The sequence below is a fragment of the Acetobacter malorum genome (assembly GCF_002153605.1).
Classification (GTDB): domain Bacteria; phylum Pseudomonadota; class Alphaproteobacteria; order Acetobacterales; family Acetobacteraceae; genus Acetobacter; species Acetobacter malorum_A.
In genome coordinates this window covers 83,306-109,109 of the sequence record NZ_JOPG01000007.1, presented here as the reverse complement: position 1 = coordinate 109,109, position 25,804 = coordinate 83,306, and the positions used below count along the sequence as shown (strand labels likewise).

General features: G+C 55.8%; 19 protein-coding genes. 11 read left to right on the top strand and 8 right to left on the bottom strand.

The window, feature by feature from the left end; all coding sequences use genetic code 11:
- Nucleotides 1-6: 6 nt before the first annotated feature.
- From HK23_RS03620 to HK23_RS03610, 3 genes are read right to left on the bottom strand one after another with little or no spacing between them, the layout of a single operon-like run.
- Nucleotides 7-1,044: an SPOR domain-containing protein gene (locus HK23_RS03620; protein WP_086652898.1), complete on the bottom strand. Its 1,038-nt coding sequence runs from the start codon at nucleotides 1,042-1,044 to the stop codon at nucleotides 7-9.
- Nucleotides 1,044-2,831: an arginine--tRNA ligase gene (argS, locus tag HK23_RS03615; protein ID WP_086652897.1), complete on the bottom strand. Its 1,788-nt coding sequence runs from the start codon at nucleotides 2,829-2,831 to the stop codon at nucleotides 1,044-1,046. The genes HK23_RS03620 and argS overlap by 1 nt, the downstream gene beginning before the upstream one ends.
- Nucleotides 2,832-2,870: 39 nt before the next feature.
- A complete protein-coding gene (locus HK23_RS03610) occupies nucleotides 2,871-4,040 on the bottom strand; it encodes a deoxyguanosinetriphosphate triphosphohydrolase (protein WP_086652977.1) in 1,170 nt (389 codons plus the stop codon).
- A gap of 170 nt (nucleotides 4,041-4,210) precedes the next feature.
- Between HK23_RS03610 and HK23_RS03605 the strand changes: the two genes are divergently transcribed.
- The 4 genes from HK23_RS03605 to HK23_RS03590 all read left to right on the top strand — a co-directional run bounded on the left by HK23_RS03605 (nucleotide 4,211) and on the right by HK23_RS03590 (nucleotide 7,361).
- A complete protein-coding gene (locus HK23_RS03605) occupies nucleotides 4,211-4,582 on the top strand; it encodes a HesB/IscA family protein (protein ID WP_063907244.1) in 372 nt (123 codons plus the stop codon).
- Entirely contained in the window at nucleotides 4,579-5,361 is a 783-nt protein-coding gene (locus tag HK23_RS03600) for an exodeoxyribonuclease III (protein WP_086652896.1), read from the top strand. Before HK23_RS03605 ends, HK23_RS03600 begins: the two co-directional genes overlap by 4 nt.
- Nucleotides 5,362-5,420: 59 nt before the next feature.
- Nucleotides 5,421-6,824 carry an amidase gene (locus HK23_RS03595; RefSeq protein WP_086652895.1) on the top strand — a complete coding sequence of 468 codons (1,404 nt, stop codon included), beginning with the start codon at nucleotides 5,421-5,423 and terminating at the stop codon, nucleotides 6,822-6,824.
- A gap of 183 nt (nucleotides 6,825-7,007) precedes the next feature.
- A complete protein-coding gene (locus HK23_RS03590; RefSeq protein WP_086652894.1) occupies nucleotides 7,008-7,361 on the top strand; it encodes an energy transducer TonB in 354 nt (117 codons plus the stop codon).
- 48 nt (nucleotides 7,362-7,409) lie between these two features.
- Here the strand turns inward: HK23_RS03590 and HK23_RS03585 are convergent, their stop codons facing one another.
- Complete coding sequence (locus tag HK23_RS03585; RefSeq protein WP_086652893.1) at nucleotides 7,410-8,105, bottom strand: glutathione S-transferase; 696 nt, start codon at nucleotides 8,103-8,105, stop codon at nucleotides 7,410-7,412.
- 545 nt (nucleotides 8,106-8,650) lie between these two features.
- Here HK23_RS03585 and HK23_RS03580 point away from each other — a divergent pair.
- The 7 genes from HK23_RS03580 to HK23_RS03550 all read left to right on the top strand — a co-directional run bounded on the left by HK23_RS03580 (nucleotide 8,651) and on the right by HK23_RS03550 (nucleotide 19,603).
- On the top strand, nucleotides 8,651-9,511 hold the full coding sequence (locus HK23_RS03580; protein WP_063908425.1) for a LysR family transcriptional regulator: 861 nt from the start codon (nucleotides 8,651-8,653) through the stop codon (nucleotides 9,509-9,511).
- Nucleotides 9,512-9,708: 197 nt separating this feature from the next.
- Nucleotides 9,709-11,106, top strand: coding sequence for a carbohydrate porin (locus HK23_RS03575; RefSeq protein ID WP_256940050.1), 1,398 nt, complete (start codon nucleotides 9,709-9,711; stop codon nucleotides 11,104-11,106).
- A 47-nt stretch (nucleotides 11,107-11,153) separates the two neighbouring features.
- Complete coding sequence (gene oxlT, locus HK23_RS03570) at nucleotides 11,154-12,368, top strand: oxalate/formate MFS antiporter (protein WP_086652890.1); 1,215 nt, start codon at nucleotides 11,154-11,156, stop codon at nucleotides 12,366-12,368.
- Nucleotides 12,368-13,324, top strand: a complete 957-nt coding sequence (locus HK23_RS03565) for a bile acid:sodium symporter family protein (RefSeq protein WP_179193779.1) — start codon at nucleotides 12,368-12,370, stop codon at nucleotides 13,322-13,324. The genes oxlT and HK23_RS03565 overlap by 1 nt, the downstream gene beginning before the upstream one ends.
- On the top strand, nucleotides 13,324-14,916 hold the full coding sequence (locus HK23_RS03560) for a gamma-glutamyltransferase family protein (protein ID WP_086652889.1): 1,593 nt from the start codon (nucleotides 13,324-13,326) through the stop codon (nucleotides 14,914-14,916). Before HK23_RS03565 ends, HK23_RS03560 begins: the two co-directional genes overlap by 1 nt.
- Nucleotides 14,917-15,023: 107 nt before the next feature.
- Entirely contained in the window at nucleotides 15,024-16,184 is a 1,161-nt protein-coding gene (locus tag HK23_RS03555) for an OprO/OprP family phosphate-selective porin (protein WP_086652975.1), read from the top strand.
- A 1,448-nt stretch (nucleotides 16,185-17,632) separates the two neighbouring features.
- Nucleotides 17,633-19,603, top strand: a complete 1,971-nt coding sequence (locus HK23_RS03550; RefSeq protein WP_086652888.1) for an endonuclease NucS domain-containing protein — start codon at nucleotides 17,633-17,635, stop codon at nucleotides 19,601-19,603.
- 166 nt (nucleotides 19,604-19,769) lie between these two features.
- Here the strand turns inward: HK23_RS03550 and HK23_RS03545 are convergent, their stop codons facing one another.
- The 4 genes from HK23_RS03545 to HK23_RS03530 are packed head-to-tail and all read right to left on the bottom strand — an operon-like array spanning nucleotide 19,770 to nucleotide 25,674.
- The gene (locus tag HK23_RS03545) at nucleotides 19,770-20,588 is read right to left on the bottom strand and encodes an HNH endonuclease (protein ID WP_086652887.1); all 819 of its coding nucleotides are present in this window, start codon (nucleotides 20,586-20,588) and stop codon (nucleotides 19,770-19,772) included.
- 45 nt (nucleotides 20,589-20,633) lie between these two features.
- Nucleotides 20,634-23,417 carry a MobF family relaxase gene (gene mobF, locus HK23_RS03540; RefSeq protein WP_086652886.1) on the bottom strand — a complete coding sequence of 928 codons (2,784 nt, stop codon included), beginning with the start codon at nucleotides 23,415-23,417 and terminating at the stop codon, nucleotides 20,634-20,636.
- Complete coding sequence (locus HK23_RS03535) at nucleotides 23,417-25,312, bottom strand: type IV secretion system DNA-binding domain-containing protein (protein WP_256940049.1); 1,896 nt, start codon at nucleotides 25,310-25,312, stop codon at nucleotides 23,417-23,419. Before HK23_RS03535 ends, mobF begins: the two co-directional genes overlap by 1 nt.
- Nucleotides 25,309-25,674 (bottom strand): hypothetical protein, encoded by a 366-nt coding sequence (locus tag HK23_RS03530; protein ID WP_256940048.1) that lies wholly within the window; start codon nucleotides 25,672-25,674, stop codon nucleotides 25,309-25,311. Before HK23_RS03530 ends, HK23_RS03535 begins: the two co-directional genes overlap by 4 nt.
- Nucleotides 25,675-25,804: the final 130 nt, after the last annotated feature.

Genomic DNA, 25,804 nt, shown 5'->3' with positions numbered 1-25,804 from the left:
TTGCCCTTAATGGACCTGTGTGCAGCCCAGCCCGCGTTCCCGCACGGCGCTACAAAAACTGCGTGTTTCCGCAACGGAGGCAAATCCGCCAACCCGCAAACGATAGAACACGGCGTTATCCCGCTGCACTTTCTCAATAACCGGTGTGCGGTCTGCAAACAGGGTCGGATAGCGCGTTTTCAAACGGCTCCATTCCTGCTGTGCCTGTGCTTCATTCTGGAGCGCTGCCAGCTGCACACGGAACTTCCCACCTGTACCAGCACTCGCCACCGGGGGTGCTGCGTCCGTTTTACGGGCGGGTTCAGCATCTTCCGCAGGCGCAGCCTTTTTCGGTGCGGGTTTGGGAGTCACCTTGCCGGGCACGGAAGCCGCGGGCGTTCCGGCCGGTGCGGTGGCAGCGGCATCGCCGGAAGCGGAATCATCCGCAACGCCAGTGCCGGATTCAGGCAGACTTTCCGGCTGCTGAGGAGCCTCGGTTTGCGCAGAGGAACCCGCCGTTGCAGGAGCAGAAGCGTCACCTTCCGGCGCAGCCCCTTCCGCCCCGGCGGGCGGTGCTTTAGCCTGATCGGCAGATGCAACATCACCGGGGACGGAACCTTCCGTGGCTGCCGTTTTGGCTGCCTGCTGGCCATATTGTGCGGCCAGCGCCCCCGGATTAGGCTTTTCCGGCGCGGGTACCGGATGCGCCTGCCCATCATCAGCCTCGGGCGCGCTCAGCCCGTCCAACTGCATCCCGCCCGGATCAACCGGCTTGGTCTTCATGGCAACCGGCGGCGGGCCGAGAACGGGCACACCGCTCTGATGGTGGCCCATCAGCGCCCAGCCACCAATGCCCAACACCAGCAGGCCACCCAGCCCGGCAGCCCCGTAAACCAGTCTGCGGGTTCCGGTATCGCTGCTCAAAAACTGAGAAATCACGCCACTCCCTACGCCGCCCGCAGGGGCAGCCGGGCGGCGCGGCGGCGGCGCATCATAATCCGTGCTCATGCGTTCCCGCGCACGGTTGATCCGCTCGTCAAAAGACCCTTTGTCGTCTTCACTCATTAACGCATCTCCTCCACAGGCTCCACGCCCATGACAGCCAGCCCGGACCGAATCACGGTTGCGGTTGCCGCAACCAGTGCCAGCCGCGCCCGGGTGGCATCAGGCGCATCGGGCTGGAGAAAGCGCAGAGACGCATCATCCCGCCCCCGGTTCCACAGCGCGTGGAAATCACCCGCCAGATCCGCCAGATAGAAGGCCACGCGATGCGGCTCCCGCGCAAGGGCAGCAGCTTCAACCAGACGTGGCCATTCTGCCATACGGCGTACCAGCGCCATTTCTGCATCGGAATTCAGGCAATCCAGCGGCACCGTCGCCAATGCATCCGGCGTTACAGCACCATAGCTGCCTTCTTCCTGCGCGGCCCGCAGCACGGAGCGGCAGCGGGCGTGAGCGTACTGCACGTAAAAGACCGGGTTATCACGCTTCTGCGCCACAACCAGATCCAGATCGAACTCCATCTGCGCATCGCTTTTGCGGGTCAGCATGGTGAAGCGCACGGCATCCTTGCCCACTTCATCAATCAGGTCGCGCAACGTGACAAACGTGCCTGCCCGCTTGGACATCTTCACCGGCTGGCCATCACGCAGGATATGCACAATCTGGCACAGCACCACTTCCAGCGGCACGGTGTCGTTCGTCACAGCGCGCACAGCGGCCTTCATGCGTTTGACGTAACCGCCATGATCCGCACCCCACACATCCACCATAACCTGCGCACCACGGGCGACTTTGTCCGCATGGTAGCCAATGTCATTAGCGAAGTAGGTATTGGTGCCGTCCGATTTGCGCATCGGACGATCCACGTCATCGCCAAACTGCGTGGAACGGAACAGGAGCTGTTCGCGCTCTTCCCAGTCATCCGGCAGCTTGCCTTTGGGGGGCTCCAGCACGCCCTCATACAGCAGACCCTGCTTTTCCAGCTTGTCGATGGCGGCATCTGTCACACCATCACGCAGCACTTGCGCTTCGGACGTAAAGACATTCTGGTGCACACCCAGCGCCGCCAGATCGTCTTTGATCGCCAGCAGCATCTGCGCCACGGCAAAGTCCCGCACCGTGTCCAGCCATGTCAGTTCCGGGGCCGGATTTGCGCCGGGTTCCGCCAGATTGTCCCCATACTGAGCGACCAGTGCTTCACCCACCGGGATCAGATATTCGCCACGATATTGCAGGCCGGTCGGGGTCAGGGCGTCAAACGCCTCTTCCGTCACGGTGGTGCCCAGCGCCTGCAGGTAGCGCCAGTAAACGGCCCAAGCCAGCGCCTTAACCTGCGCGCCGGCATCGTTGATGTAGAATTCTTTGGTGACGTCAAAGCCTGCCTTGGCCATCAGGTTGGCCAGCGCATCCCCCACCACGGCGCCACGGCAATGGCCCACATGCATCGGGCCGGTGGGGTTGGCGGAGACATATTCCACATTCACCCGCACACCCGCGCCAGACTGCGACTCGCCATAGGCTTCCCCTGCCTTCAACACGGAAGGCAGGGTGGCGCGCAGCACGTCCGGAGTAAGCGTGATGTTTACAAAGCCCGGTCCGGCAGCGGCCACACGGGCAACGCCTTCAACTTTCTCCAGTGCAGCGACGAGGTCCGTTGCAATGTCGGCAGGCTTGCGGCGGGCCGGTTTGGCCAGCAACAGGGCCGCATTGGTTGCCATATCCCCATGCGAGGGGTCACGCGCCGGGGTGACTTCCACACGGGCCAGCGTTTCTTCCGACACATCAGGCAGCATCGCCCGTACGGCGGCCAGAACGTGGTGACGATAACGCTGGAACAAACAGTCTGACATTACACTCAAGATCCCAAAGAAAGCGGTAGAACCGCGTTTTCAGCCTGCTATGGACAGATCAGTCAACCGGCGATGTTCTTCCATCGCGTAGCGATCCGTCATGGAGGCGACATAATCGGCCACTGTACGCCGCAATCCGGCCTCGTCTCCCGCCAGAGCGGGCTCACGCCAGCCATCGGGCAGCAACTTGGGCGACTCCACCAGAATGGTAAACAGTTCGGACGTCACATGCTTGGCCTTGTAGGTCATGCGGTTGACGCGCCAGTGGCGGTAAAGCTTTGCAAACAGGAACTTCCTGATGCTCTTGTTGGCCTCTGCCATCTCCGGGCTGAAGGCCACGACGGGTTCCGATGCCGCCCGAATCTCTTCCACACTCTGCGGGGCCAGATCGGCCAGCCGCCTGCGTGTGCAAACCAGTACATCGGTTGTCAAAGCATGGATCACACGCCGGACCATCTCATGCCGGATGCGCTGCTTTATGTGCGGTGTGTCCTTTGGCAAATCGGCCGCCAGCTTGCGGGCATCGCGCAGGGCCTCGCCCACCAGAGGCACATCCACCAGATCATCCAGTGAGAGCAGGCCGGATTTCACGCCGTCATCCAGATCATGTCCGTGATAGGCAATATCATCCGCGAGCGCTGCCACCTGCGCCTCTGCCGAGGCATACGTCCCCAGATCCAGTGGCCACTGCGCATCAATCTCCCGCAAACGTGCCGAGGGGTTCCGCACCGGGCCATTATGTTTGGCCAGCCCTTCCAGCGTTTCCCATGTCAGGTTCAGGCCATCAAACGCCAGATAGCGCCGCTCCAGCAGCGTCACCTGCCGCAAAGCCTGCGTATTATGGTCAAACCCACCCCAGGGCTGCATCTGGGCGGCAAGGGCTTCTTCCCCCGCATGGCCAAACGGCGTGTGCCCCAGATCATGCGCCAGAGCTACGGCTTCCGTCAGATCCTCATCCAGCCGCAGATACCGCGCCATGGAGCGCGCCACCTGTGCAACTTCCAGAGAATGGGTCAGCCGGGTGCGAAAAAAATCGCCTTCATGATTGATGAAGACCTGCGTTTTATATTGCAGGCGACGGAAACCGGAGGAATGCACCACGCGGTCCCGGTCCCGCTGCCAGGGGGAACGGGTGAGTGATTCCTCTTCCGCATGCAAGCGGCGCCCCCGCTCCGGTGCCATGTGCACGGCGTAGGGTGCGAGAGACATCTGTGCGGCAGCCTGTAATCCCATAAGTCTTCCGGTCCTGCTTGCTCTGGTGTGGGCGGTTTTACCCCCGCGTCCACAGAACAGGCACACTAGGCCATTGCGTGAAAATTGACCATGCACGCCCTCACAGCCCCTTCAAACCAGAGCCTGCGCACGCTATCTACAAAGGCATGACCCAGCCCCAGCCCTTTTCCGTCTCCGATGCCGCAGCCGCGCGCATTGCCCGCGTGATAGCCTCGCGCACCGCTTCTGCCTCCGCAGAGGGGAAAGCCCCGCCCGCCGCCTTGCGTGTGGCAGTGGAAGCCGGGGGCTGTAATGGCTTCCAGTATCAGTTCAAACTGATTGGCCCGGACGATATCGCCCCGGATGACATCAGACTGGACAAAGGCGAGGCTCTGGTGGTGGTGGACCCCGTCAGCCTTGACCTGCTGGCTGGTGCTCAGCTGGACTTTGCAGACAAACTGATGGGCGCGCACTTCACGGTCATCAACCCGAATGCAGCGTCCTCCTGCGGGTGCGGCACGAGTTTTTCCGTCGCATGAAAATCGCAAGCTGGAACGTCAATTCTGTCCGTCAGCGACAAGACCTGATTCTGGACTGGCTGAAACGCCACGAACCAGACGTGCTGATGATGCAGGAAATCAAATGTGAAACAGCGCAGTTTCCGGCCGAAATTTTTCGGGACGCCGGGTATGAATGCGCTGTTGTGGGCCAGAAATCCTATAACGGCGTAGCAACACTGGTGCGGGGTAAGTTTGAAACCACGACCGACCACCTGCCGGGCTTTGAAAACCCCGCTGCCCGCTATGTGGAAGTGCGCACCCAAGGCGTGACACTGGGCAACCTCTACCTGCCCAACGGCAACTCTGGCGGAGAAGAGGGCTATGCAACCAAGCTGGCGTTTTTCGATGCCCTCGCCCACCGCGCTCAAGGCTTCCTGAACGCTGAAACCGATTTCGTGCTGGCCGGGGATTATAACGTCTGCCCCACCACAGAAGATTGCGCTCCCGGTGCACTGGGACCGGACGATGCCCTTGTTCGGCCGGAAAGCCGTGCCGCATGGCGCAGACTGGTCTGGCTGGGGCTGACCGATGCTCTGCGCGCTGTCCACCCCACCGGCACCGCATACACATTCTGGGATTATCAGGCCGGAGCATGGCAGCGCGACTGCGGCCTGCGTATTGACCACGCCCTGCTCTCCCCCCGGGTTGCGGAACGGTTAATTGACGCCCAGCCCGATAAAGAAGAGCGTGCCATGGAACGTCCGTCTGACCATGTGCCGCTCATTGTAACGCTGAAAGACCCGGCTCCCGCAGCCTGATTGCCTATCCAGGATTAAGTCGCCCGCCTGACACGGGACACAAGACGGAGTTTGTCTGTATGAGCACTGCCCCTCAGTCCCTTCTCTCTATGGCAGAAGCTCTGGCAGGTGGCAGGCTCCGCAGTCGGGATCTGGTGGAACAGGCGCTGGACCGCATTGCGAACCCTCAGGGTGAGGGAGCGCGCACATTTGTGGCTGTGCATGCTGAGGCCGCCCGCGCCGCTGCGGATGAAAGTGACCGCCGGCGCAAACAGGGGCGCACCCTTCCCGCTCTTTCGGGCCTGCCTGTCTCAGTCAAAGATCTGTTTGATGAAGCCGGGTCTGTTACCAAAGCAGGCTCTCGTGTTCTGGAACATGCCACCCCAGCCACACAGGATGCTCCGGCTCTTGCCAACCTGCGCAAAGCCGGACTGATTTCTGTGGGTCGCACCAGCATGACCGAGTTTGCGTTCTCGGGCGTGGGCATCAATCCGCACACCGGCACACCGGCCAACCCGTGGGACAGAGCAAACCGTCGTATTCCGGGCGGCTCGTCCTCCGGGGCAGCCATTTCTGTCACAGATGGCATGGCGGCCGTCGGCATTGGCAGTGACACAGGCGGTTCCTGCCGTATCCCCGCCGCCCTGATCGGGCTTGTCGGTTACAAACCCACCGCTTCCCGCATTTCGACAGCAGGCACGGTTCCGCTGTCTTTTACTCTGGATTCCGTTGGTAGTCTGGGGCGCACTGTGTCCTGCTGCTGGGCAGCGGATCGTGCCTTATCCGGGCAGAGCATCATCCCGACCGAAGCCCCTGCGGCAGACACCGTCAGCGCTCCGCGTCTGGGGGTGCTGCGCAACTACGTGACCGCCGGCATGGATCATACTGTGGCCCGCACCTATGAGCAGGCCCTCCAAAAGCTTGAGCAGGCGGGCGCCGTCCTGGCAGACGTGACCTTCCCGGAACTGGGCACGCTGCCGGAAATTAACGGGCTGGGCGGCTTTCCTGCGCCGGAATCCCTCACATGGCATGCAAAACTGATTGAAAACCACGCAGACCTTTATGATCCGTTTGTTTTAAAGCGGATTTTGCGTGGCAAAGAACAGACTGCCGTCGACTACATCACACTCAGGCTTCGTCGCAATGCCTTGATAGCCAAAGCGGCTGACGCACTGGATTCGTATGACGCCATCCTGATGCCCACCGTGCCCGTTATTGCCCCGCGCATTGATGACCTGCACGATGACGCCGTATACGCCACCACGAACCTCCTGCTCCTGCGCAACCCGACAATCACCAATTTTCTGGACCGCTGCGCCATCAGCCTGCCCTGCCATGAGGAAGGCTCCGCCCCGGTTGGCGTCATGGCAATGGGTGCGCATATGGGAGATGACCGCCTGTTTGCAATCGCAGCATGGATGGAGGAGGCTCTCTCAACAAAGAGCATCAACAGTTCCCGTAGAAAGGCAAAAGCCAACTCATGAGATGGTTCAGGTCACGCTTCATCTGTCACATTCTTGGACATCAGTGGTCCCCGTGGGTGCTCCAGCGTTCATGGGACGGGAAGCACGATTTTTTCCATCGCCACTGCACACGGCGGGGCTGCCTGACGACCGAGAAAAAAGTGCCCTGATACATCTGTCTTCCTAATTCCGCAGGAGGCGAATTTGAAAAAAGTTATAACAGCGACACTCACACTCCTTCTGACTGCTTACGCAACGCAGGCTCATACTCCAGCCCTTGCGGACGATCTGGACCCGTCTCAGCCCACCCAGAATGCACCGGCTGATTCCGAACAGAGAGAAAAGAACAACGCGGAAGCCACTGTTGTGATGAAGGCCGACATCGACAAAGCGGGTCACAACGTAAAGTGTCGGATTGTTTCAAGCGAAAAGCCGGAACTGGACGACATCTCACTGGATTATTGCCGCAATGAAAAACATCGGCCTGTAACCAAAAACGGTGTTCCTGTGATTGTGCATGACCACCCGGTTATCGTTAAATATCATGTAGATAACTGACTAAGGGAAACACCCCGCGCACAAACTGCATGCGACGAGTGTCTCCACTCAGGATGAGGAACTGTTGTCCGCGTTGGCGTAAGCATATGCTCCACCGCGATGCAGGGCGCGCTGATAGGCCGGGCGGTTATGAATACGGCTTAGGAATGCTTTCACATGCGCCCGACTGTCCGTTGCTCCGGCACGGGCGGCGGCGGCTTCAAGTGGGAAGCTCATCTGGATATCCGCAGCGGTAAAACTGTTTCCCGCAAACCATTCACTTTCGGACAAACTGCGTTCCCAATAATCCATATGCAGTTTGACCTGCGGATTAATGAATTGTGCCTGTGCCCCTTTTGCAATCAGGAAAGCAAACGGACGGAAAAACAAAGGGGCTTTTTCCGGCAGCATTCCAAATATCAGCTTGAGCAAAAGCGGCGGCATCGCCGAACCTTCTGCGTAATGCAGCCAGTAGATGAAGCGGATATAGTCGGGCGTATCACGCGCAGGCGCCAACCGCCCCTGACCGTATTTATCAACAAGGTATTCGATAATCGCCCCGCTTTCGGCCAGCGTCACGTTCCCTTCCGTATCCGTGATGATCGGAGCTTTACCCAAAGGATGAATGGCCTTCAGAGAGGGCGGAGCCATCATGGTTTTAGGGTCACGTTTATAAAACTTGATGTCATACGGAAGTTCCAGTTCCTCCAGCAACCAGAGGACCCGCTGTGACCGTGAATTATCCAGATGATGTACGGTAATCATGATACGCGCTCCTTCCTGTTGGTATGAAACCCCGACTAACTACTCACTCTTCTTTCCGAAATAGGGTGTGGAGTAACATCGGTCGTCATTTCAGACAGTGTCTAAAGGAACGATCATGGCTTTGGTTCCGTGCCCCACGTGCTGCGTGCGCATATATCTCACCTAAGCCATCCTCATTGACGGGATATCTGTCGACCTTAGCGACAATCCCGACAGATCAGACTTCCTGCGTACGCGACATCACTCCACGAGCTTCGGTGCGCCAAGAAGACCGTGCGGCATTGCAGTGACTATTTTCGTTAACAGGCCAGCCACCCAACCCTTACTCACCAGGCTTCAGGCTTGTATACAAATAATAAATTCTCATTCCATAGATAGAATTTGATCAAAGCAATATTAAATCTCCGCTTTTGCGTCATAACAGCAAAATCACATTAAGTATTTTTTACACCATTCCCATTTCTTCATCGCATCGTTTTCCTTGACGATTTCATATCTATATCGCATCAATCGGATATAGCGATTCCGTTTGGATGTTTATCTATATGCTCGATAAATCTAATCTAGATCTGCAACATCTTCGTTCTTTTCTGGCAGTTGCAGAGACGCTTCACTTTACATCCGCGGCTCATCGTCGGGGCGTGAGTCAATCGACCATAAGCCTTCACATCCACCGCCTGGAAGAAGCGCTGGGCATCTCCCTTCTCTCGCGTTCAACCAAAGTGGTCGAACTCACCAGTTCGGGTCATGCGCTTATCCGTCTGGCACAAGACGCCCTGCAATCTCATGACAGAATTTTCCAACTTTCAGAAAAACTCGAAACACAGACACAAATAAGACTTGGCTTAACGGAAGATCTTATTCTTTCAGACCTCCCGTTACTGCTTAGAAATTTCAGAAAACAGAATAACAAAACTCAGGTCAGTCTCATCACAGGATTAAGCCACCAATTACGCGACCGGCTTGCCACTGGGGATATTGACCTGATGTTTGGAATGCAGGCCCCTCATGAAACACATGGTACCTTGCTCTGGCAGGAATCTCTGAGATGGTACATGCATCCTGAAGAAATCCTCAATAAAGAAAAATCCATACCCCTTGTGGTCTTTCCAGAAGGGAGTGTGACCCGACGCATAGCGCTCGAAACCCTTAATCGACACAAAATCCGTTGGCATATTGCATTTTGTAGCGACAGCCTCAGTGCTCTGCTTGGAGCCGTCAAAGCAGGTTATGGCTGCACGTTGCAACCCGGCTTCCTCCAGCGGAGCGCCCTTGCTTCTCCCATCGTTATGCCAGACTTACCAGAATCACTGCCTGTTGGTTTTGTCGCACTGAACAACAAACAAGAGTTCAGTTCCCTTGAAAACATGCTGATCCAGGCAACGAAGGATGCCTTTCCCCGCTGAGATCAGCACATAAAAACAGGCCCGCTATGATCTTGCTCAAGAAAATCCCCAGCCCGCTTTGTTTTGGCTTGTTCCTTTTTGGCGCGGCTCTTCAAATGGCAACCGCTTTTTCTCCTGCTCTTGCTGAAAGTGACGCCAAAAAAGCCCCGAATATCGTGGTACACGGGAAAAATTCAGATTACGGACAGGCACGCAGCATGACGGATCCTTCCGTGCCAGCGTACGTACCATCCATTAATACCCCGGGTGGCGTTCCATCTGCTCCGACTGCCAATAGCGCACACTCAATCGAGCCTCAGCCCTACCTCTTTTCCATGCACACTCAGCCGGTAATGTCTGCCGGAAAATATCTCTCCAAAAATGGTGTTTATATTACTGGCTGGAATGTTTCAGAATATTCCGGTGTGCCTGCCGGGGGCATAAAGCACGGTTCATTCTTCAATAACTTTGCGGGTATTGGGCTGGATCTGGATATGCAGCGCATTGCGCATATCCCGGGTGCAAAAATCCATTTTTTGGCAGATGACGTTGCCGGTCAGGGCCGTGCAGGGGGTGCCACAGGTTCCAGTTGGGGTTTCGTTTCCTACTACGGAAATCATAATGGTTTTCAGGTTAGAGAATTTACGTGGGATCAGGCACTTTTTAATAATCGACTCTTCATTCTGGCGGGCCGGTCTATGCCCAAAGGCGGTGAGTTTGACGGCTCTGAACTCTACTGCATGTTCCCGTCTTTCCTCTGTTCTGTGCCAACCACCCTTACAGTCAACGGCTCTATGCCGTCCTTTGTCACATCCTCATGGGGTGCTCGTTTCCTCTATAAACCCACAGAAAAAACTTACATCAAGACAGGGATCTGGGAAGCTGAACCCTGGCTGAAAGCCAGTAACCATAATAGCTGGCCGGGGCCGGACTGGGGGTTTGATAAAGCTGAGGGCGAATATATTCCAACGGAAGCTGGCTACCGCACAAACTTCACCAATGATCTTTATCCCCGCGCTTACGATCTGGGCTTTGTTTACGATACCGCCAGCTATTCTGACCCCCTCTACAATAACCATGGCCAGTCTCGTCCTCTGTATGGAGGCACAGCCATGAACCGTCGTGGCCGCACGCAGCTTTACCTTCAGGCGCAGCAGATGATCTGGAAACCTGATGCACATGGAACCCGTGGCCTGATCCTGTTTGGCGCAGCGAACCTCATGACTTCAGGGAACGCCGCTATCAAAGATGGTTTTGTCGCAGGGCTGTTTGACTGGGGGCCATTCGCCAGCCGCCCACGTGATTATTTTGGTCTGGTTGGTCAAAGCTTCATCTGGGACCACAGATTTGTTGACGGTATGAACGACACACTGACCGCGCATGGTCATCATGCCAGGTGGGCAAAACAAGAAACCATGGTGGAAGTAAACTATGGTCTGAATATTGCACCGGGCGTTATGTTCACACCCTATTTTGAATATATCTGGAACCCAGACCAGTTGGGACGCAAGACCATTCTGCCCAACCTGAACACCGCAGTACAGGCTGGTGTCATGCTCAACATCCAGTTCAGCCCGGCTTTTGGCCTCCCCACCCTGCATCGTACACGTAACTAGCCCGTAATGACTACGCTCAGCAGCAATTCCCACAAAGGATACAGAAGATGATCGCAGCAAAATGGCGGCAGATGATAGCCGGTCTGGTCTGCATGGGAGCCATTTCCTCCCCGCAATATGTATGGACCCTGTTTACACCAGTTCTGAAAACAGATTTCAGCGCCAGCGCAGCGGCCCTGCAGGTTACCTTTTCCCTGCTGATTGTGCTGCAAACCCTGTTCTCGCCTATCCAGGGCTGGATTGCGCGCCATGTTCTGCCGCGTAATCTGATTATTGCGGGCATTGTTCTGACCGGCTTCAGCTGGATTGCCTCGGCGCAGGTCCATTCCCTCACCATGCTCTACCTGACGTATGGCGGACTAGGCGGCATTGGCACGGGCATTGTCTATGTCGGCGTCGTTTCCCTCCTCATGCAGTGGTTTCCTAAAAACAGGGGGATGGCAGCCGGAGCTGCTGCAGCGGGCTATGGCATGGGGGCCATGCTCACAACATTTCCCATCTCTCACCTGCTGGCTGCGTCTGACTGGCGGAATACCATGACGGTGTTTGGCATCATCATGGCCATAGTCGGTGTTATCGCGGCCTGCTTCCTGAAAACACCAGAAAGCACGGCCAACGCGCGCACATCTTCTGAAAATACGGGATATCTGACGCCCTATGTCGTAAAAACTCCTCTCTTCTGGCTGATGTTTTTTATGATGGCGACCATGGCGACATCAGGCCTGATGGTCACCTCTCAGCTCGCTCAGATTGCTACAGATTTTGGCGTAGCACACCTGACTATTCTGGGAATGGCAGCGCTCCCACTGGCCATGACGCTGGACCGTATTGCCAATGGCGTCACCCGCCCATTGTTTGGCTGGGTTTCCGACCATCTGGGGCGTGAGCAGACCATGGCATTCGCGTTCTCTCTTGAAGCACTTGCCCTCACATGCTGGCTCGCTCTGGCCAATCACCCTGTCGCTTTTGTGCTGCTTTCCGGCATCGTTTTTCTGGGATGGGGTGAAATTTTCTCGCTTTTCCCTGCGACACTCACGGACACATTCGGCACACGTGATGCCTCCCGCAATTATGGACTGCTTTATATGGCACAGGGTGTCGGGGCGGTCTTTGGCGGCCCACTCGCTGCGTGGCTGCATCAGGCCAGTGGCAACTGGCACCCGGTCTTCGCTCTGGCCATTGGCGGCGATCTGCTGACCGCTGTTCTGGCTCTTGCCGTTCTGCGCCCCATGCGCCGCCGCTTTATGCAGAAATCGTCCTGATGCGTAAGATCGACCCATTTCTGACAGCCCTGATTTGCGCCGTCCTCCTGGCAACAGTTCTTCCGTGCAAAGGAAACGCCACTCTCATTCTGGAATATGTGACTGATGCCTGCATCATGGTCATGTTCTTCATGCAGGGTCTCAAGCTTGAACGGCGCGCCATTCTGGAAAACATGCGGAACTGGAAATTGCAGGGGCTGGTGCTGGCCTGCACCTTCCTGCTTTTTCCCCTTCTAGGGGTCGCGCTCCATGCTCTGGCTCCCGGCCTGCTGGACAGCCATACATGGCTGGGCGTGCTGTTTCTGTGCTGCCTCCCCTCCACCGTTCAGTCTTCTATTGCCCTGACGTCCCTCGCCAATGGGAATGTCGCGGCCTCTATCTGTGCAGCGACCCTTTCCAACATTGCCGGTATCTTCATTACACCAGTTCTGGTTTCAGTGGTTCTGCATACGCAGGGCGTATGGTCTGCTCAGGCCATAACAGATATTGCTGTGCAGCTTCTGCTACCCTTTGTTGCGGGCCAGCTTCTTCAGCCTGTTTTGCACAAATGGGCACATCGCAACAAAAAGATCATTTCCATAACAGACCGCTCTTCTATCTTGCTCGTCGTATATACAGCGTTCAGCCATGCTGTTGTGGAGGGCATCTGGTCCAAACTGGACTTGCATAGCATCGCCTCTCTGGCAGCCATAGATCTCGGGCTGTTGCTGCTTGTATTGCTCATCACGCTTCTTTTAGGAAAAGTTTTTGGTTTTTCGTCCCGGGATGAAATCTCTCTCATTCTCTGCGGGTCAAAAAAATCACTTGCCTCGGGTGTGCCTATGGCAAACGTGCTTTTCCCTGCATCCATCGCAGGTTTCATTATCCTGCCACTGATTCTGTATCATCAGATTCAGCTTTTTCTCTGCACGCTTATCGCCCGCCATTATCACACCAAACATGCTTCGGACATCTAATGCTGCATACATTTCATGCTACGCGCGGAATGGTGACTTCGCCGCATCATCTCGCCAGTCAGGCCGGGCTTGATATTCTGAAAAAAGGCGGGACAGCACTGGAGGCCGTGGTTGCCACCGCGGCCACTCTTTCCGCTGTTTATCCGCATATGACAGGACTTGGGGGGGATGCCTTCTGGCTTATTTCTTATCCAGATGGCCGCACCTGCGTTATTGATGCCTGCGGCGCTGCGGCAGCCAGAGCCAACCTCGCTCTTTATCAGGAAGCCGGTCACACTGAAATTCCATGGCGCGGAGGCCTTGCCGCCAACAGTATGGCAGGCACCGTTTCAGGCTGGCAGGAAGCCCTGCGCCAGAGTGCGTCCATAAGACCCGGTCTTTCTCTATCGGAACTGCTAAAAGATGCCATTTACTACGCTGAGGCAGGGTATGCTGTTTCAGACAGTGAAGCGGCTCTTCTCCGTGAAAAGAAAGTCGAACTGGCGCAAAATCAGAATTTCATGTCAGCTTATGCTGGAAGAGACGCATTGGTGCGCCGGGGAGAAATCCGGCGTAATCAAGCATTAGCGCGGACTTTGAAGCATCTGGCTGCCGATGGGCTGGACAGTTTTTATACCGGTCGCACCGCGCAAGCGCTCGTTCATGACCTCCAGCAGGCAGGAAGCCCCCTTAGCTCTGAAGATTTTGCAAACCACAAAACGACGCTTACTGCGCCGTTGCATACCCACATTCAAGGGGCAAAACTCTACAATACGCCTCCCCCCACACAAGGCGTTGCTTCACTTGCCATTCTCAAACTGTTTGACCAGCTTCATGCACCCGAAGCGGAAAGTTTTGCCCATATTCATGGACTGGTGGAAGCCACCAAAAAGGCTTTTCTCTTCCGCAATGTGCATGTCGGTGATCCTGCCTTCATGACTGCTTGTGCCCAGAGCTTCCTGAATGACACAGCGCAGATTAAAAGCCTTGCAGGCAGTATCGATATGACACGCGCCATGCCCTGGCCAGCCCCTTCCCAGCAAGGGGACACCACATGGATGGGGGCCATTGATTCAAATGGCGTTGCTGTCAGCATGATACAAAGCCTGTATTTTGAATTTGGCTCTGGCGTATTCCTGCCAGAAACGGGGATAATCTGGCAAAATCGCGGCTCGTCTTTCCGTCTGGCAGAAGAGGGCTGGAATACACTCAAACCCGGACGTAAACCATTCCATACCCTTAACCCGGCAATGGCACGCTTTGATGATGGCCGGACCATGGTTTACGGCACCATGGGAGGAGAAGGACAACCACAGACACAGGCGGCTATTTTTACACGGTATGCCCACTATGGTATTCCACTCCAGCAGGCTGTAACCGCACCGCGGTGGCTGCTCGGCCGCACGTGGGGGGCTGAAAGCGTTTCTCTTAAAATGGAAAGTAACTTTTCTGCGTTCCTCATCCAGCATCTCAAGGAAGCAGGACATGATGTGGAACTCGTCTCGCCTTTCTCCTCCATGATGGGACATGCCGGAGCGCTCGTCCGTCACAGCAACGGTATGATAGAAGGCGCCGCTGACCCCAGAAGCGATGGCTGTGTTGCTGCATTTTGATTATATTTTCTGAAAATTTTCGTCCATTTTGCAAAACGTCACCACGCAGGAGGATTACTTTGCGGCAATACGCTTTGCGCTTCTCCTGCGCCTGTCTGGGTGTATCATTGATACACACGCCAGCAGCGTTTGCCGGTACGATCCCGACTTTCACGTTCAACGGCATCACCATCAAGCCCTATGCGACTGACCAGCTGGATATAGGCGGGTTCCCCCAGACCAGTCAGCCCGCACCGGGCGTTGGAGCACGAGGCGGGCGCATTCGGAATGGCGCGCGCGTTACTATTCATAATCAGGTTGAACTCGGCGGCATCTGGGATTTCGGGCCGGCCCCCGGTGGGCAGATGCGTCTTTTTGAAGGTCAGATCAGCTATATTGGGCTGAAACCCTTCGTGTTCACAGCGGGCATTTTCAAACCGAGTTTTGGGCTTGAATCTATGCAGGCTCAAGGCGACACAGCTTTTATCGAACGCTCCAGCATTTCCACCATTACCCGCAACATTGCCGCAGGCATTGAGCGACAGGCTGTTCAGATAGAAGCCCACGGCAAACGATACCATCTGGCACTCTCCGGCACAGCGGGAACAGCCGGTCCGGGAGAAAATGGCAACCAGCGTGCCCTTGTTTTCCGGCTGGTCGGTGTGCCTATCCGTACGAAGGATTTATTCTTCCATGTCGGATTTTCAGGAGAATGGGCCTTTAAAGTTGCACATGGTCATGGACAGGAGCCCTCCGCTACCTTTTCAGACTATCCGGAAATGAATGTTGGCCTGACCTCCAAATATCTGAATACAGGTAAAGTAGACCTGAGAAGCGTTGGCGCTTTTGGACTGGAAGCTGCGGCAGCCTGGAAACGCCTGCTTTTCCAGGGAGAGGCTTATGAAATTGTCGCCAATAAAGCGATAGAAAACACCACCCAAAAGTTACACTTTTCCGGCTGGTATGCTCAGGCCAGTTATACGCTGGTCGGAAAGCCCCGGAGCTGGAAATCCAGAACGGCAGCTTTTTCTTCTCCAACCTGTGCAAAAAATCAGAATTACCTTTGCAATGGTATAGGCCTTATCGAGGCCTCAGCACGCTATTCAGAAGCTAATCTGAGATCCGCCTCGGTCGATGGAGGGCAGCAGAAAGCCTGGTCAGCCAACCTGAACTGGTGGCCAATGGACATTTTAAAAATTGCTCTCCAGTATGAATATGGCACGATCAAAGGTGGTCGTATTCCAGAAAACTTTCATGCTGTTCTCTCTATGGTTCAAATAAAATTCTAAACATAACTCTCGGATCATCGCATGAATTGTATTCATGTTTCTTATAACGTGATGTGAGCAACCAAACAGCAATTTGCCCCTTGAGACGTATCGCCAGTTAATACCAAAAATTAACAAAATGAGTTGCATAGTTAAGAGGAAAATTGATTTCAGCTTGTCGTAGCTACGCTACAATGCCTCTAAACTGGTGCGGCCTGACAAACACCATTCAATTTAATTCTATTTTTGAGTAATTTTTTGCTTATTACATAAGTTTTCCCTTGTAGGAATGACCGATATCATCTGCCGCTGACTGTCATGTTTGGCACGATAACCAGAAAAATGGTTGAAAAGCAGCTTTGTCCATCACCCGTGAAGCTTTGCTGAGGACCCTGTCTGCCCAGTTCCAATGCTCCAGCAAGGGGCCAAGAGGCGTTGCTGTGTCTGCCAGCATCTCCATATAGGTGATCAGGTATAAAGGCCCCTTGGCAGCCGACAGACTCTGCGCCACGTTTTCAGCCTGCCCTGTGGCGACGTTCCTCAGATGATCCTAATCTGTGGTTGGAAGCTCTTCCAACACCTGATCATTCGCATCTCTGGTGATGACCGGCACTCTGCTGGCCTTCTCAATCTCTTCCTTGGCGGACAAGGTATCGGCATCGGCCCGCTCAACCACTGACTGAGCCTTCCAGTCACCTTCAAAAGCGGGTTTACCAATGGCGGCCAGTTCTCATTCACCTGAGAGCGGAGGGCATCCAGTGCCGGACCACGCCGCCTGATAGCTTCCTGCCTGTCATGAGTCTGAAGGGACTTCAGGAACCCCTGCCGGATGCCTGACTCCGTTCCATAGGCCAGCCACACATCCTGCCATCAGTCACGGGGAATGGAGAACTGAGCGGACCACAGGCCACTTGGCAGCACGTTTCAATCCAAACACTTCAGCGTCCTTCTTGGGTATGAGAAGGACTACCGCTGAGGCACTACCGACACGGCAGGTTATGCTACCGATGGAAGTTTATAAATTGTTGTTTTCATTGGGAATTTTATTTCTGGCGGAGAGAGAGTCCCCCATTAAAATAATACAAAATATTGATATTAAATCATTTTATAAAAATATATAAACTTTATCCCACATAAAATACCCCATTGAGAAACCCTTATAGAGCTCCATACGGTATGCCTACTAACCCCGATCATGGTTATTTGCAGGATCTTGAAAACCGCTATGCGCAAAAGAGACACGGACGTAAATGCAACCATTTGCGACCTAAGCCTGCAACCCGGGCTACCATAAAGTTCCGCAAGTGAGATTAGGGCAAATGCATTGAGTGCGGTCCGCTCATGGCAGGAGTTGATCTATTCAGACAGGCGAAGAAAACTCCTTATTCAGGAAGATGCCCTTAAATACATATTGTATCATCTTCCGATGTCATTACACGTTGTAATGCCAAATTGATTGGAAAGACCCCATGCTAGAGGCACCCCTTCGCGATTTGCTTGCAGATCAGATTTCAGTTCTCGACGCTGATTTAGAAGTTGTGAAGATAGAGAAATATCTGCCCAACAACATCGGGACACGCAGCTTTATCGATATTTTGGCGAAGGATAAGCGCGGTCGGTGGGTTTTGATCGAACTAAAAAGAAGCGATGCTGCTTCACGGGAAGCTATCCATGAAATCCACAAATACGTTGAAGCGGTAAAGAGTCATCTTGGGGCCCGCGATGATGAAGTCCGCGCCATCATTGTTTCCACTAACTGGAAGGAACTCCTAGTCCCTTTCTCGCGCTTTTCTCATGATACCGCCATCTCGGTTGCCGGCGTAAAGCTGCTGGTCGATGAGTCCGTCAGGACGCTCAGTGCTGAGCCGATTGAACCTCTTCCGATGAATGCCGGCCGTGTTTTATCACCGTGGCATGAGATCAGCCTGTACCTCAGCGAGAGCCGTCTAGCCGAAGGCATTGCCAGCTATGATGCCAGCTGTAAGGCAAAAGGCATCACCGACTATGTCATGGTGCAGCTTAGGGCTTCTGCCGATTTCCATGAGCACGCAGTCTATGCGACTGCTTACAATCTTAACATGATGCAGGGAAAAGCAGGAGGCGTCTCCCAGGAGGATATGGACGCAGTAGCCGCAAAAATGGAACGGCTTGATCACATGATTTATTTTGTTCCCCAGCTACAGTCGGCAGAGAACTATCTCCGTATTATTGCAGCTGACCCTGATACATATGAGGAAGCAAAAGAGTTTCCCGCGAGTTTGGAGGGCGACCAACTCCTATGCACCCTGCAGGAATACGCCTTGTGTGCGACACCTCACGTTGACCGGGACTTTCAAGAGATCGGGTACCCAGCGAAGTTCAAAAACAAGATCCTTGAGACCGAAGGGTGGACGATCGAATGCGTACATCGACGGGGATCATTTGCACGAAACACACTGCTGTCTGACGACATTATTCTCGGGGAGATTTCCGGTGAAGCCGGCACGTCTGGTCAGCGGTTAAAGCGGTCGATATTACTGTCCGACCGGGCCCAGATGGCGCAAATTATGAAGGATGTCGATGAATGCCTCCCGAACAATCCGGTTTGGGCAGGCCTAATCCGTGCACAGCTCAATGAAGCGAAAAATGACTTCCCAAGAGGCATAATAAATGTCTCTATTTTTGCGCCGTCGACGGGAATGCTGACATTATTTTTCGCTACTACAAAAGATGACGGTGTCCTATATGTGCCTTCTTACGGATTAGCTGTGGAAGATAATGGTACACCCACGCGCATCTATATTGGCGAATTGACCTCTGTAGACCCTGTGCCACGGGCTCCGGCCACTTACTTGAACATAATGAACAGTTATTATCAGGGGGATATTGGTAATTTCTTAATGGCGATGACGTGGGGTGGCTACGAGGCACGGGACATTGATATACTTGAAGACCTGGGCCTCATTTACAGTAGCCTTCGCTGTGACATTGTAGGAGAGAACCGAAAATTTTTCCGTGCCAAGCACGGTAGATGGAAGGCCGCTGAGGCAACTACCCTTTTTGCACAATTCGGCGCATACCTAGAGCGGAACAAGGATCTTTTGCGCACAATCTATTTCAAGCTCAATCCCAGAATTGGCCCTATTTGTGATAGCAGCTCGACCGATCTGCTTCTGGCTGAAGAGGTTGATGAAGAGTGCGTCAGCAAGCACAGATATTACGGAGGAGGCCTGGACAAATGCGATCTATGCCTCATACCTCTGGCAGAGGAGACTTTCATCTCGGATGGCCGGGTAAAAGAACATACCGCTTGGGCGAACATGTGCGCCGACTGCACAGTCTATCATGGCGCCGGCATTGGCTGGGGAAGCGGACAACTTTACAGGCGGGAGCCGGACGGGCGCTTCTTGATGGTGGCGGGAGGCTCACCCAACGAACACGGGGATCAGGATGATGACTGAATTAAGCAGCCGCAGTGGCACTCGCTCGCAATGAGACGTTTTCTTTTGGAGGCGCCTCAATAAAAGCCAATACCTTACTGACGACTTATTGCGGCTGACCCGTTTTCTTTCGACCTATCAGAATAACGGTCATTCTAACGGCCATCCCATAGCTAACAAAAAACTTTCATTTTTCCAGTTCTTTCACGCGCGCAAGCAACTCATTATTTAAAATCACTTGGTCCACTCCAAAATGGGCCTGTCGGTGACAATTTGGGCACAGCGCAGCGACTGAAGCGGGGTGATCTGGGCCACCGTCACTCAGTTTGTGAATGTGATGCGCTTCAAGATAAGGCTGCCCAGTGCCAGTCAAAAACGGAGCCGGGCTTCTGCAAGCTTCGCACGCCCCTGCGGCGCGGGCCAGAACGTAATCTCGCACTGCTTTGCTGCGAGCTCTCACGTTCGCCAACGCGATACGCGGGCTAGCCTCATTGGAAGCGAGCGCCGCTTTCAATGCTCGTTCTCTTAGTTCCGCTAAAGGAAGATCAACGGGGGCATCCGTCGCAAGATCTTCCCCCTCGATGGAAAGCCCGCTCTGAGGCACCAACGTAAAGACAATCGCCTGCCGCGGTTGGCCGTCCATATCGGGCTGTTGCTCAATCTCCCATCCGCCGCAGACATAGAGGCCTTCAAACCGGACCGGGCCACCTTTCTTGGTTTGCTGAAACAACAGAAGATCTTTGCCGTTCTGCACATGGTCGCGGATGGCTCGGTTTCCCGAAATCATCCGCATATCGCCAAGCTGGCCTTGCCCCGTATATCGGAAGCTCCCATCTGTTTCGAAAACGTCTTGGTAACCGACATGGCCCGCGCCGTGTCCGGTGAAAATGAAGATCCCAGGCGCGTCAGCGGGCGTTGAAATGCCGCCCTGTTGCTGACCGCCAAAACGCGCATGAATGTCATTGCGACGATGATAGGATCGATGGAGTTCAAACGGCCAAAGCATGACTCAATTGGTTACATAAGATTGCAGCGGGCACAATGGCGTGCCTCACAGAGCAAGACTGGCGCCCTGTGCCTTTTCTCGCGCCTTGTGTTTCCCGTCCTGCATATCGGCTCCCCGTTCCTTAACCGCGCGAGCCGACATGCCTGCACGTTCCTGGAGCCCAACTTGCATCTTCGAGCGGTCATTCGTGTAGAGCACGCTCTCAGCCTTGGCCCGTGAGAGCGCTACATAGAAGCTCTTCTGCTCCAAAAGATGGGTGGCCGAGCTCTCCGCATTGGCAAACACCCGATCCGCCGTTCGTCCTTGAGCTGCAAAAGCGGTGGACACATAAGCATGAGAGAGATGCCGGTCTCGTGCACTCTCCAGTCGGATTGTCTCAATCCGGTTGCTTTGGAGTTTGACGCGGGCAAGGCCTCGGTCTGAGTCGATTGCGATCACGTCCCCAAGCTGCCCATTCATGCGCTTTGCCGCTTTGTCGTTCCGCGTAAACTGCACCCGATCGCCCACGCGCAGTTCTAAGGATTCCTCACGATAGACCTGAGCCTGTGCCGCTCCCCATTGTCGAAGATGCCAAGCCAGCTCTCGCCCGCGCTCATCTTGAAGCGTGAGCACATTTCTCGCCTCATCCGCCTGGATGACCCGATAGGCGCCATGCCGAGACACGCCTTTATCAGCGTAATCCTTCGCAAAGCGCACGATATCACCGAGCTCATAACTCTCCGCCCGCTTGGCCTCCGCTTTGGTCAGATCCTTGGAGACAAGCTTCGTCGCCTTGAGAGCCTCTACGCCGAGCTGACCGTGCTCTATCAGTTTTTCTCGAATGTCCTGGGTCAGAGCATCCCGTCCTTCGCGCGATGGCTCGAGCACCAACGTCTTCTGCCGTTCCTCCGGGCTAAGAGCTGCATAATCCTCGGCAATCTGCGCAAACCGGGCTTCGCGACCGGCAATCTCCACCACACGCCCGCCGCCACGATCCAGGGCCTCCAAAGCCTTCTTGGCGTTCCCCGCTAAGCTGGCCTCTACGGCCGCTTTTGTGTGCTCATTGGTCTGGCGCAAGATCGTCGTCAGCTTGGCGGTTGCCATGCCCGCTTCTTGGAGTTGCTCAAAAGCGGCTCCAGCCTCAATGGAGCCAAGCTGTTTGATATCACCTACCAAAAGCACCCGAGCCCGATGGCTCTGCGCTGTGCTCAAGAGCTTCGCCATGTCCGTTGCGGAGACAAGCGACGCCTCATCGACAATCCAGAGCTGAGGCTGGGAGGTCGGGCGGCCAGGGGCCAGAAAATGACGCGCCAAAGTATCGGCTCGACTGTCCAGCGCATCCCCCAATACCTGCGCCGCTGAGGCGGTCGGGGCCAGAGCCGTGACGCGATACCCTTGCCCTTCTGCGCTTTTCGCCACCGTTGCCAAAACCGTTGAGGTCTTAGCGGTTCCTGCGTAGCCTTGGAGCCCAACGATCTGATTGCCGCTTGTAAGGATCTGCGCGGTCGCGGCACGCTGCTCCTCATTCCAGGCGTGCCCTGTGAGGGCTGAGCGCTGCTCGGCCTGAGCCACGGCTTTGCCAGCCTCAAAGGGGGAGAGGATGGGCTCGGCTTTCTGCCGTCCGTCCTCTTCAAGCCGCAAGAGCGTCATCTCATGGGCGATATTGGTCGCGGTCGTCATGCCGTCAAAGGCGGCCCCCCGATAATCGAGATAGGTCCGCATCTCTAGCTCACCTATTGTCTCGGCCCGAGTGATCGCCTCAGCAATCTCGGCCTGGCTGACTGCACCAAGCGCAAAGCGTCCTGCCGCCTCATGCAGCGCTGTCGTGGCGAAGACAGAATTGCGCTCGCCCAGCATCGCCGCCCCTTGAGCAACAGCCTGATCCGCCAAGAGCTCCCGGCCAAACGCGTTGGAACTCTCTTGATCGGCTTGCGCCGCCAGGCGCCCCTGAGCCTCTGCCACAAGCTGGCGGCGCTTTTCCTCCGTCAGTCCGGCTGAGTCTGCGACCTCTCTCCAAACCTGAACGAGTTCAGCCTGGGGCACAGCCTCTTTGGCTTGCCGGGTATCCAGCGCGATCGTCTGCTTTTCGGCTGCACTCGCCTGAGCGCGCGACTTCCCACGCTCCGCCAGTTGTGCCTCGATCGCCTGCGCCCTTTGGCTAAATGCTTCCAAGCTCTCAGGCGAAAGCCCCGCAATCTCAAAGCTCGAATCTTTGCCTTTGGTGATCTCGTAGCCTAGCTCTGTCACCTCATGCGCCAAATCTTGGCGATAAAGCGCCCCCAACTGCTTTTGGAGTTGATACAGAGCGCGGGGCTCCAAGCTCCGCCAGTGGCCGTCTTGGTCCTGCGTCATGTTCAAAATAACGTTGTGGCTGTGGAGTTGCGGATCGAGCGCGCGGCTCGTCCCGTGTCGGAAACTTGCAATCACAAGGTTTTGCGTCACCTCACGGCGAACCTCGCCATCTTCCCGGATGCGGGTTGCCGCCAGGTGCTGCTCAGCCAGGGCAAGTGTGCGCTGGACTGCCGCCTCATGTGCTTCGATGAGACGACGATCGCCTGCCACTTCCGCCATGATCGATACGGACTTCGGCGCACTAAAGGTGAGATCCCAGCCGGGGCGATGGCTCCATTCTTCATCACGTGACGTGCCCAGACGCTGATCCTCGGAAATCTGTCCGTGGAGGAGGCGTGTGAACGCCTCCATATCAACCTCGCCACATAGACCCAGCTCAGCCGCACCTTTTCCGCGCCAAGCGGACGGCGCATGGCCATCCTCAGAATAATAGTCATCGGCTTCATAATAGGCGCTGGCTTGCGCCGCATTGGTCAGCCCGGAGACGGTCGCCACCATTAGACAGGCCCCTGATCACGCGCGAGTTTGGGTGGAATGGCCGATGTCGGTTTTGGCACCGTCTTAGGTGGGGTTTCCTCAATTGCGGCTTCATCACGCACAGCATTCTGTCTGTCTTGTTTGCCCCAGAATGTTTTGGCTGGGTCGATTGCTTCAAAAGCTGCGGCTTTTGGAGCGCCACGGGCTGCAATGTGGTCTGTGCTGAGGGTGATTTGCGCCACTGGAAGCCCATCAGGGAGGAGCAGATAACCGCGCCCTGGTGGCAGGCGGAACTGGCTCTCCATCACAGCAGGCCGGACCTCACGCCGAGAGCTCACGGTGATCTGGGGCTTCCGTGTCTTGGTGTCCATCACGCCGGAGACGGTTTGGATCTCCACCTCAACCTTGCCGATCGTGGCAGAGGCGCGCTCGCGGCTGTCTGTGTCGGAGAGCTGAAGAAACAGCTTCGTGTTGCAGTTGCCTAAAATAGCCTGGGCATCTTGCTCACCGTAACGGCTGCGCATCTGTCCGATGGTCTGAAAGGTCAGAATGACCGCCGCCCCGAACTGTCGGCCTTGGGGTAGCAGCCGCGTCATATTGTCAACGCGGGGAAGATCGGGGAACTCGTCGAGTACAAACCACAGACGCCGCGTGTTTGAGGGTGGCAATGCGAGCGTCGCCGAGGCCGCACATTCGAGCCAAAGCGCCATGAGCGGTTTGACGGCTTCAAAGTAGTCTTCCTTGCGCGGCACAAAAACCCACGGGGCGCGTGTTCCGCCTTTGTGCTTATCCAGTCCACGGAAGAATGCGGCAAAAGAGAAGCTTTTGGTGCCCGGTTCCGGCTCGGCCCGCAGGAACATCAACAGATTGACGGCCTTGGCGAGCATAAAGAGCACGCTGGCTGTGGCGCGTTCTGCATCCTGGGCAAAGGTGCGTGCTGAGGAGGTATGCGCCAGCCAGCGGCCGAGCTCCTCGCTCGTCATATATTGCAGCGCTTCGATCAGCGCGGTCGGTGTTCCGCGTTGTTCTTCCCAAAGCTGGCGCAATATATTAGCGACCAGGATGCGCGCCGTCTCTAACCAGACATCTCGATCTCGGTCTCCAGTTTCGTTGATCAGGTAGCGCGCCAACCGTGCTGCATCCGCTGGATGCTGGATCTCGTCAAAGAGATTCCAATAAACCCCGCGGGCATCAAAGGGGCTGAGGATGATGTCGCCCCGCACGGGGTTGTAATACTGAGCGACAAACGTGCCGGAGATGTCATAGACGATCGCAGGCTCGCCACGGGCTTCGATGCCATCGAGCATCTGACGCATGGCTGTGGTCTTGCCAGAACCTGTCGAGCCATCCAGTTCAAAATGGCGAGTTTCAAAGCCGCGCGGGATCGGCACTGATCCGATGAAGAGTGGCGCTGGGTCATCGGGGTTGGTCGTGGCCTTGGCGAGCGTTTGGGCTGAGACCAATTCTGTCCCGCTGATATAGCGATCCGCCAACTCAGAAGCGGCTTTGCGCTGTCGTTTGTCTTTGGTGAGCCAAAGACCCGCAATTGCGGCGCCACAACCCAAGATCAGGCCGATTACGACGCGCTCCATTAGGCCAACCATGCGCACCCGGAGCCAAGGCTCGCTCAGAACCTCTTGCGCGCCGGTGTCGTAGGTTTTGCCCTCAATAATGACGCGCATCGGAACGTCTCTGCCCGTCATCGCCATGACGGGGCGTTGTGCCTCTGCGTAGAGAAAGGAGCTTGCCAGGCGCAGTGTCTCGCGTTGTGTCGTGGCAAGACCGGCCAGCAGGCCAGTTACGAGGGCCACAAACAGGATGATGAGCAGAACCTGGCGAGCTCGGGCGCCGCTCTCGGAGCGTCGAAGGGCGCGCAAAGCCTGGGCATGAGCGCGTTGGTCGAGATCATTGCTCATGAGGCATCTCCGGCATGAGAAAGCTGGCGCTGAAAAGCGGCCGTGATGTCGTCCGTCAGTTGGGTGTCATCGACACGGGCCGGTGCTGCGGTGCGGGCATAGACATAGGCAGCACACGCGACATAGAGCGTGCGTTCTGTCAGGCGCTCGACATGGGCAACACGGACGCTGAGGGCTCCAAGCTCTCTCGCGATCTCGTTGAAGAGTGGGGTTTGGTCGCGCTCTTCGATCACGCTCGCGAGTCCGCTACGCACGCAGAGCTGTAAGAGCGCATAAGGGGTCAGCTCGCGAGCCGCCGCATGCTTGCGCAGAGCCTGATCGAGCGCCCTTGGCAGGCGCAGAGTGTGCTGGACCGTGCTCATGGCCGCACTTTCCCGTGTAGGCAATCCGCACTCTCGGAAAATCTATGCGCGCCAAGGTGCCCAACAAAATCGCCGGATGTGTAGGCGGATCGCACTCGGGAAAACCGGCCATTCAAAGCCGCAGGCCAGT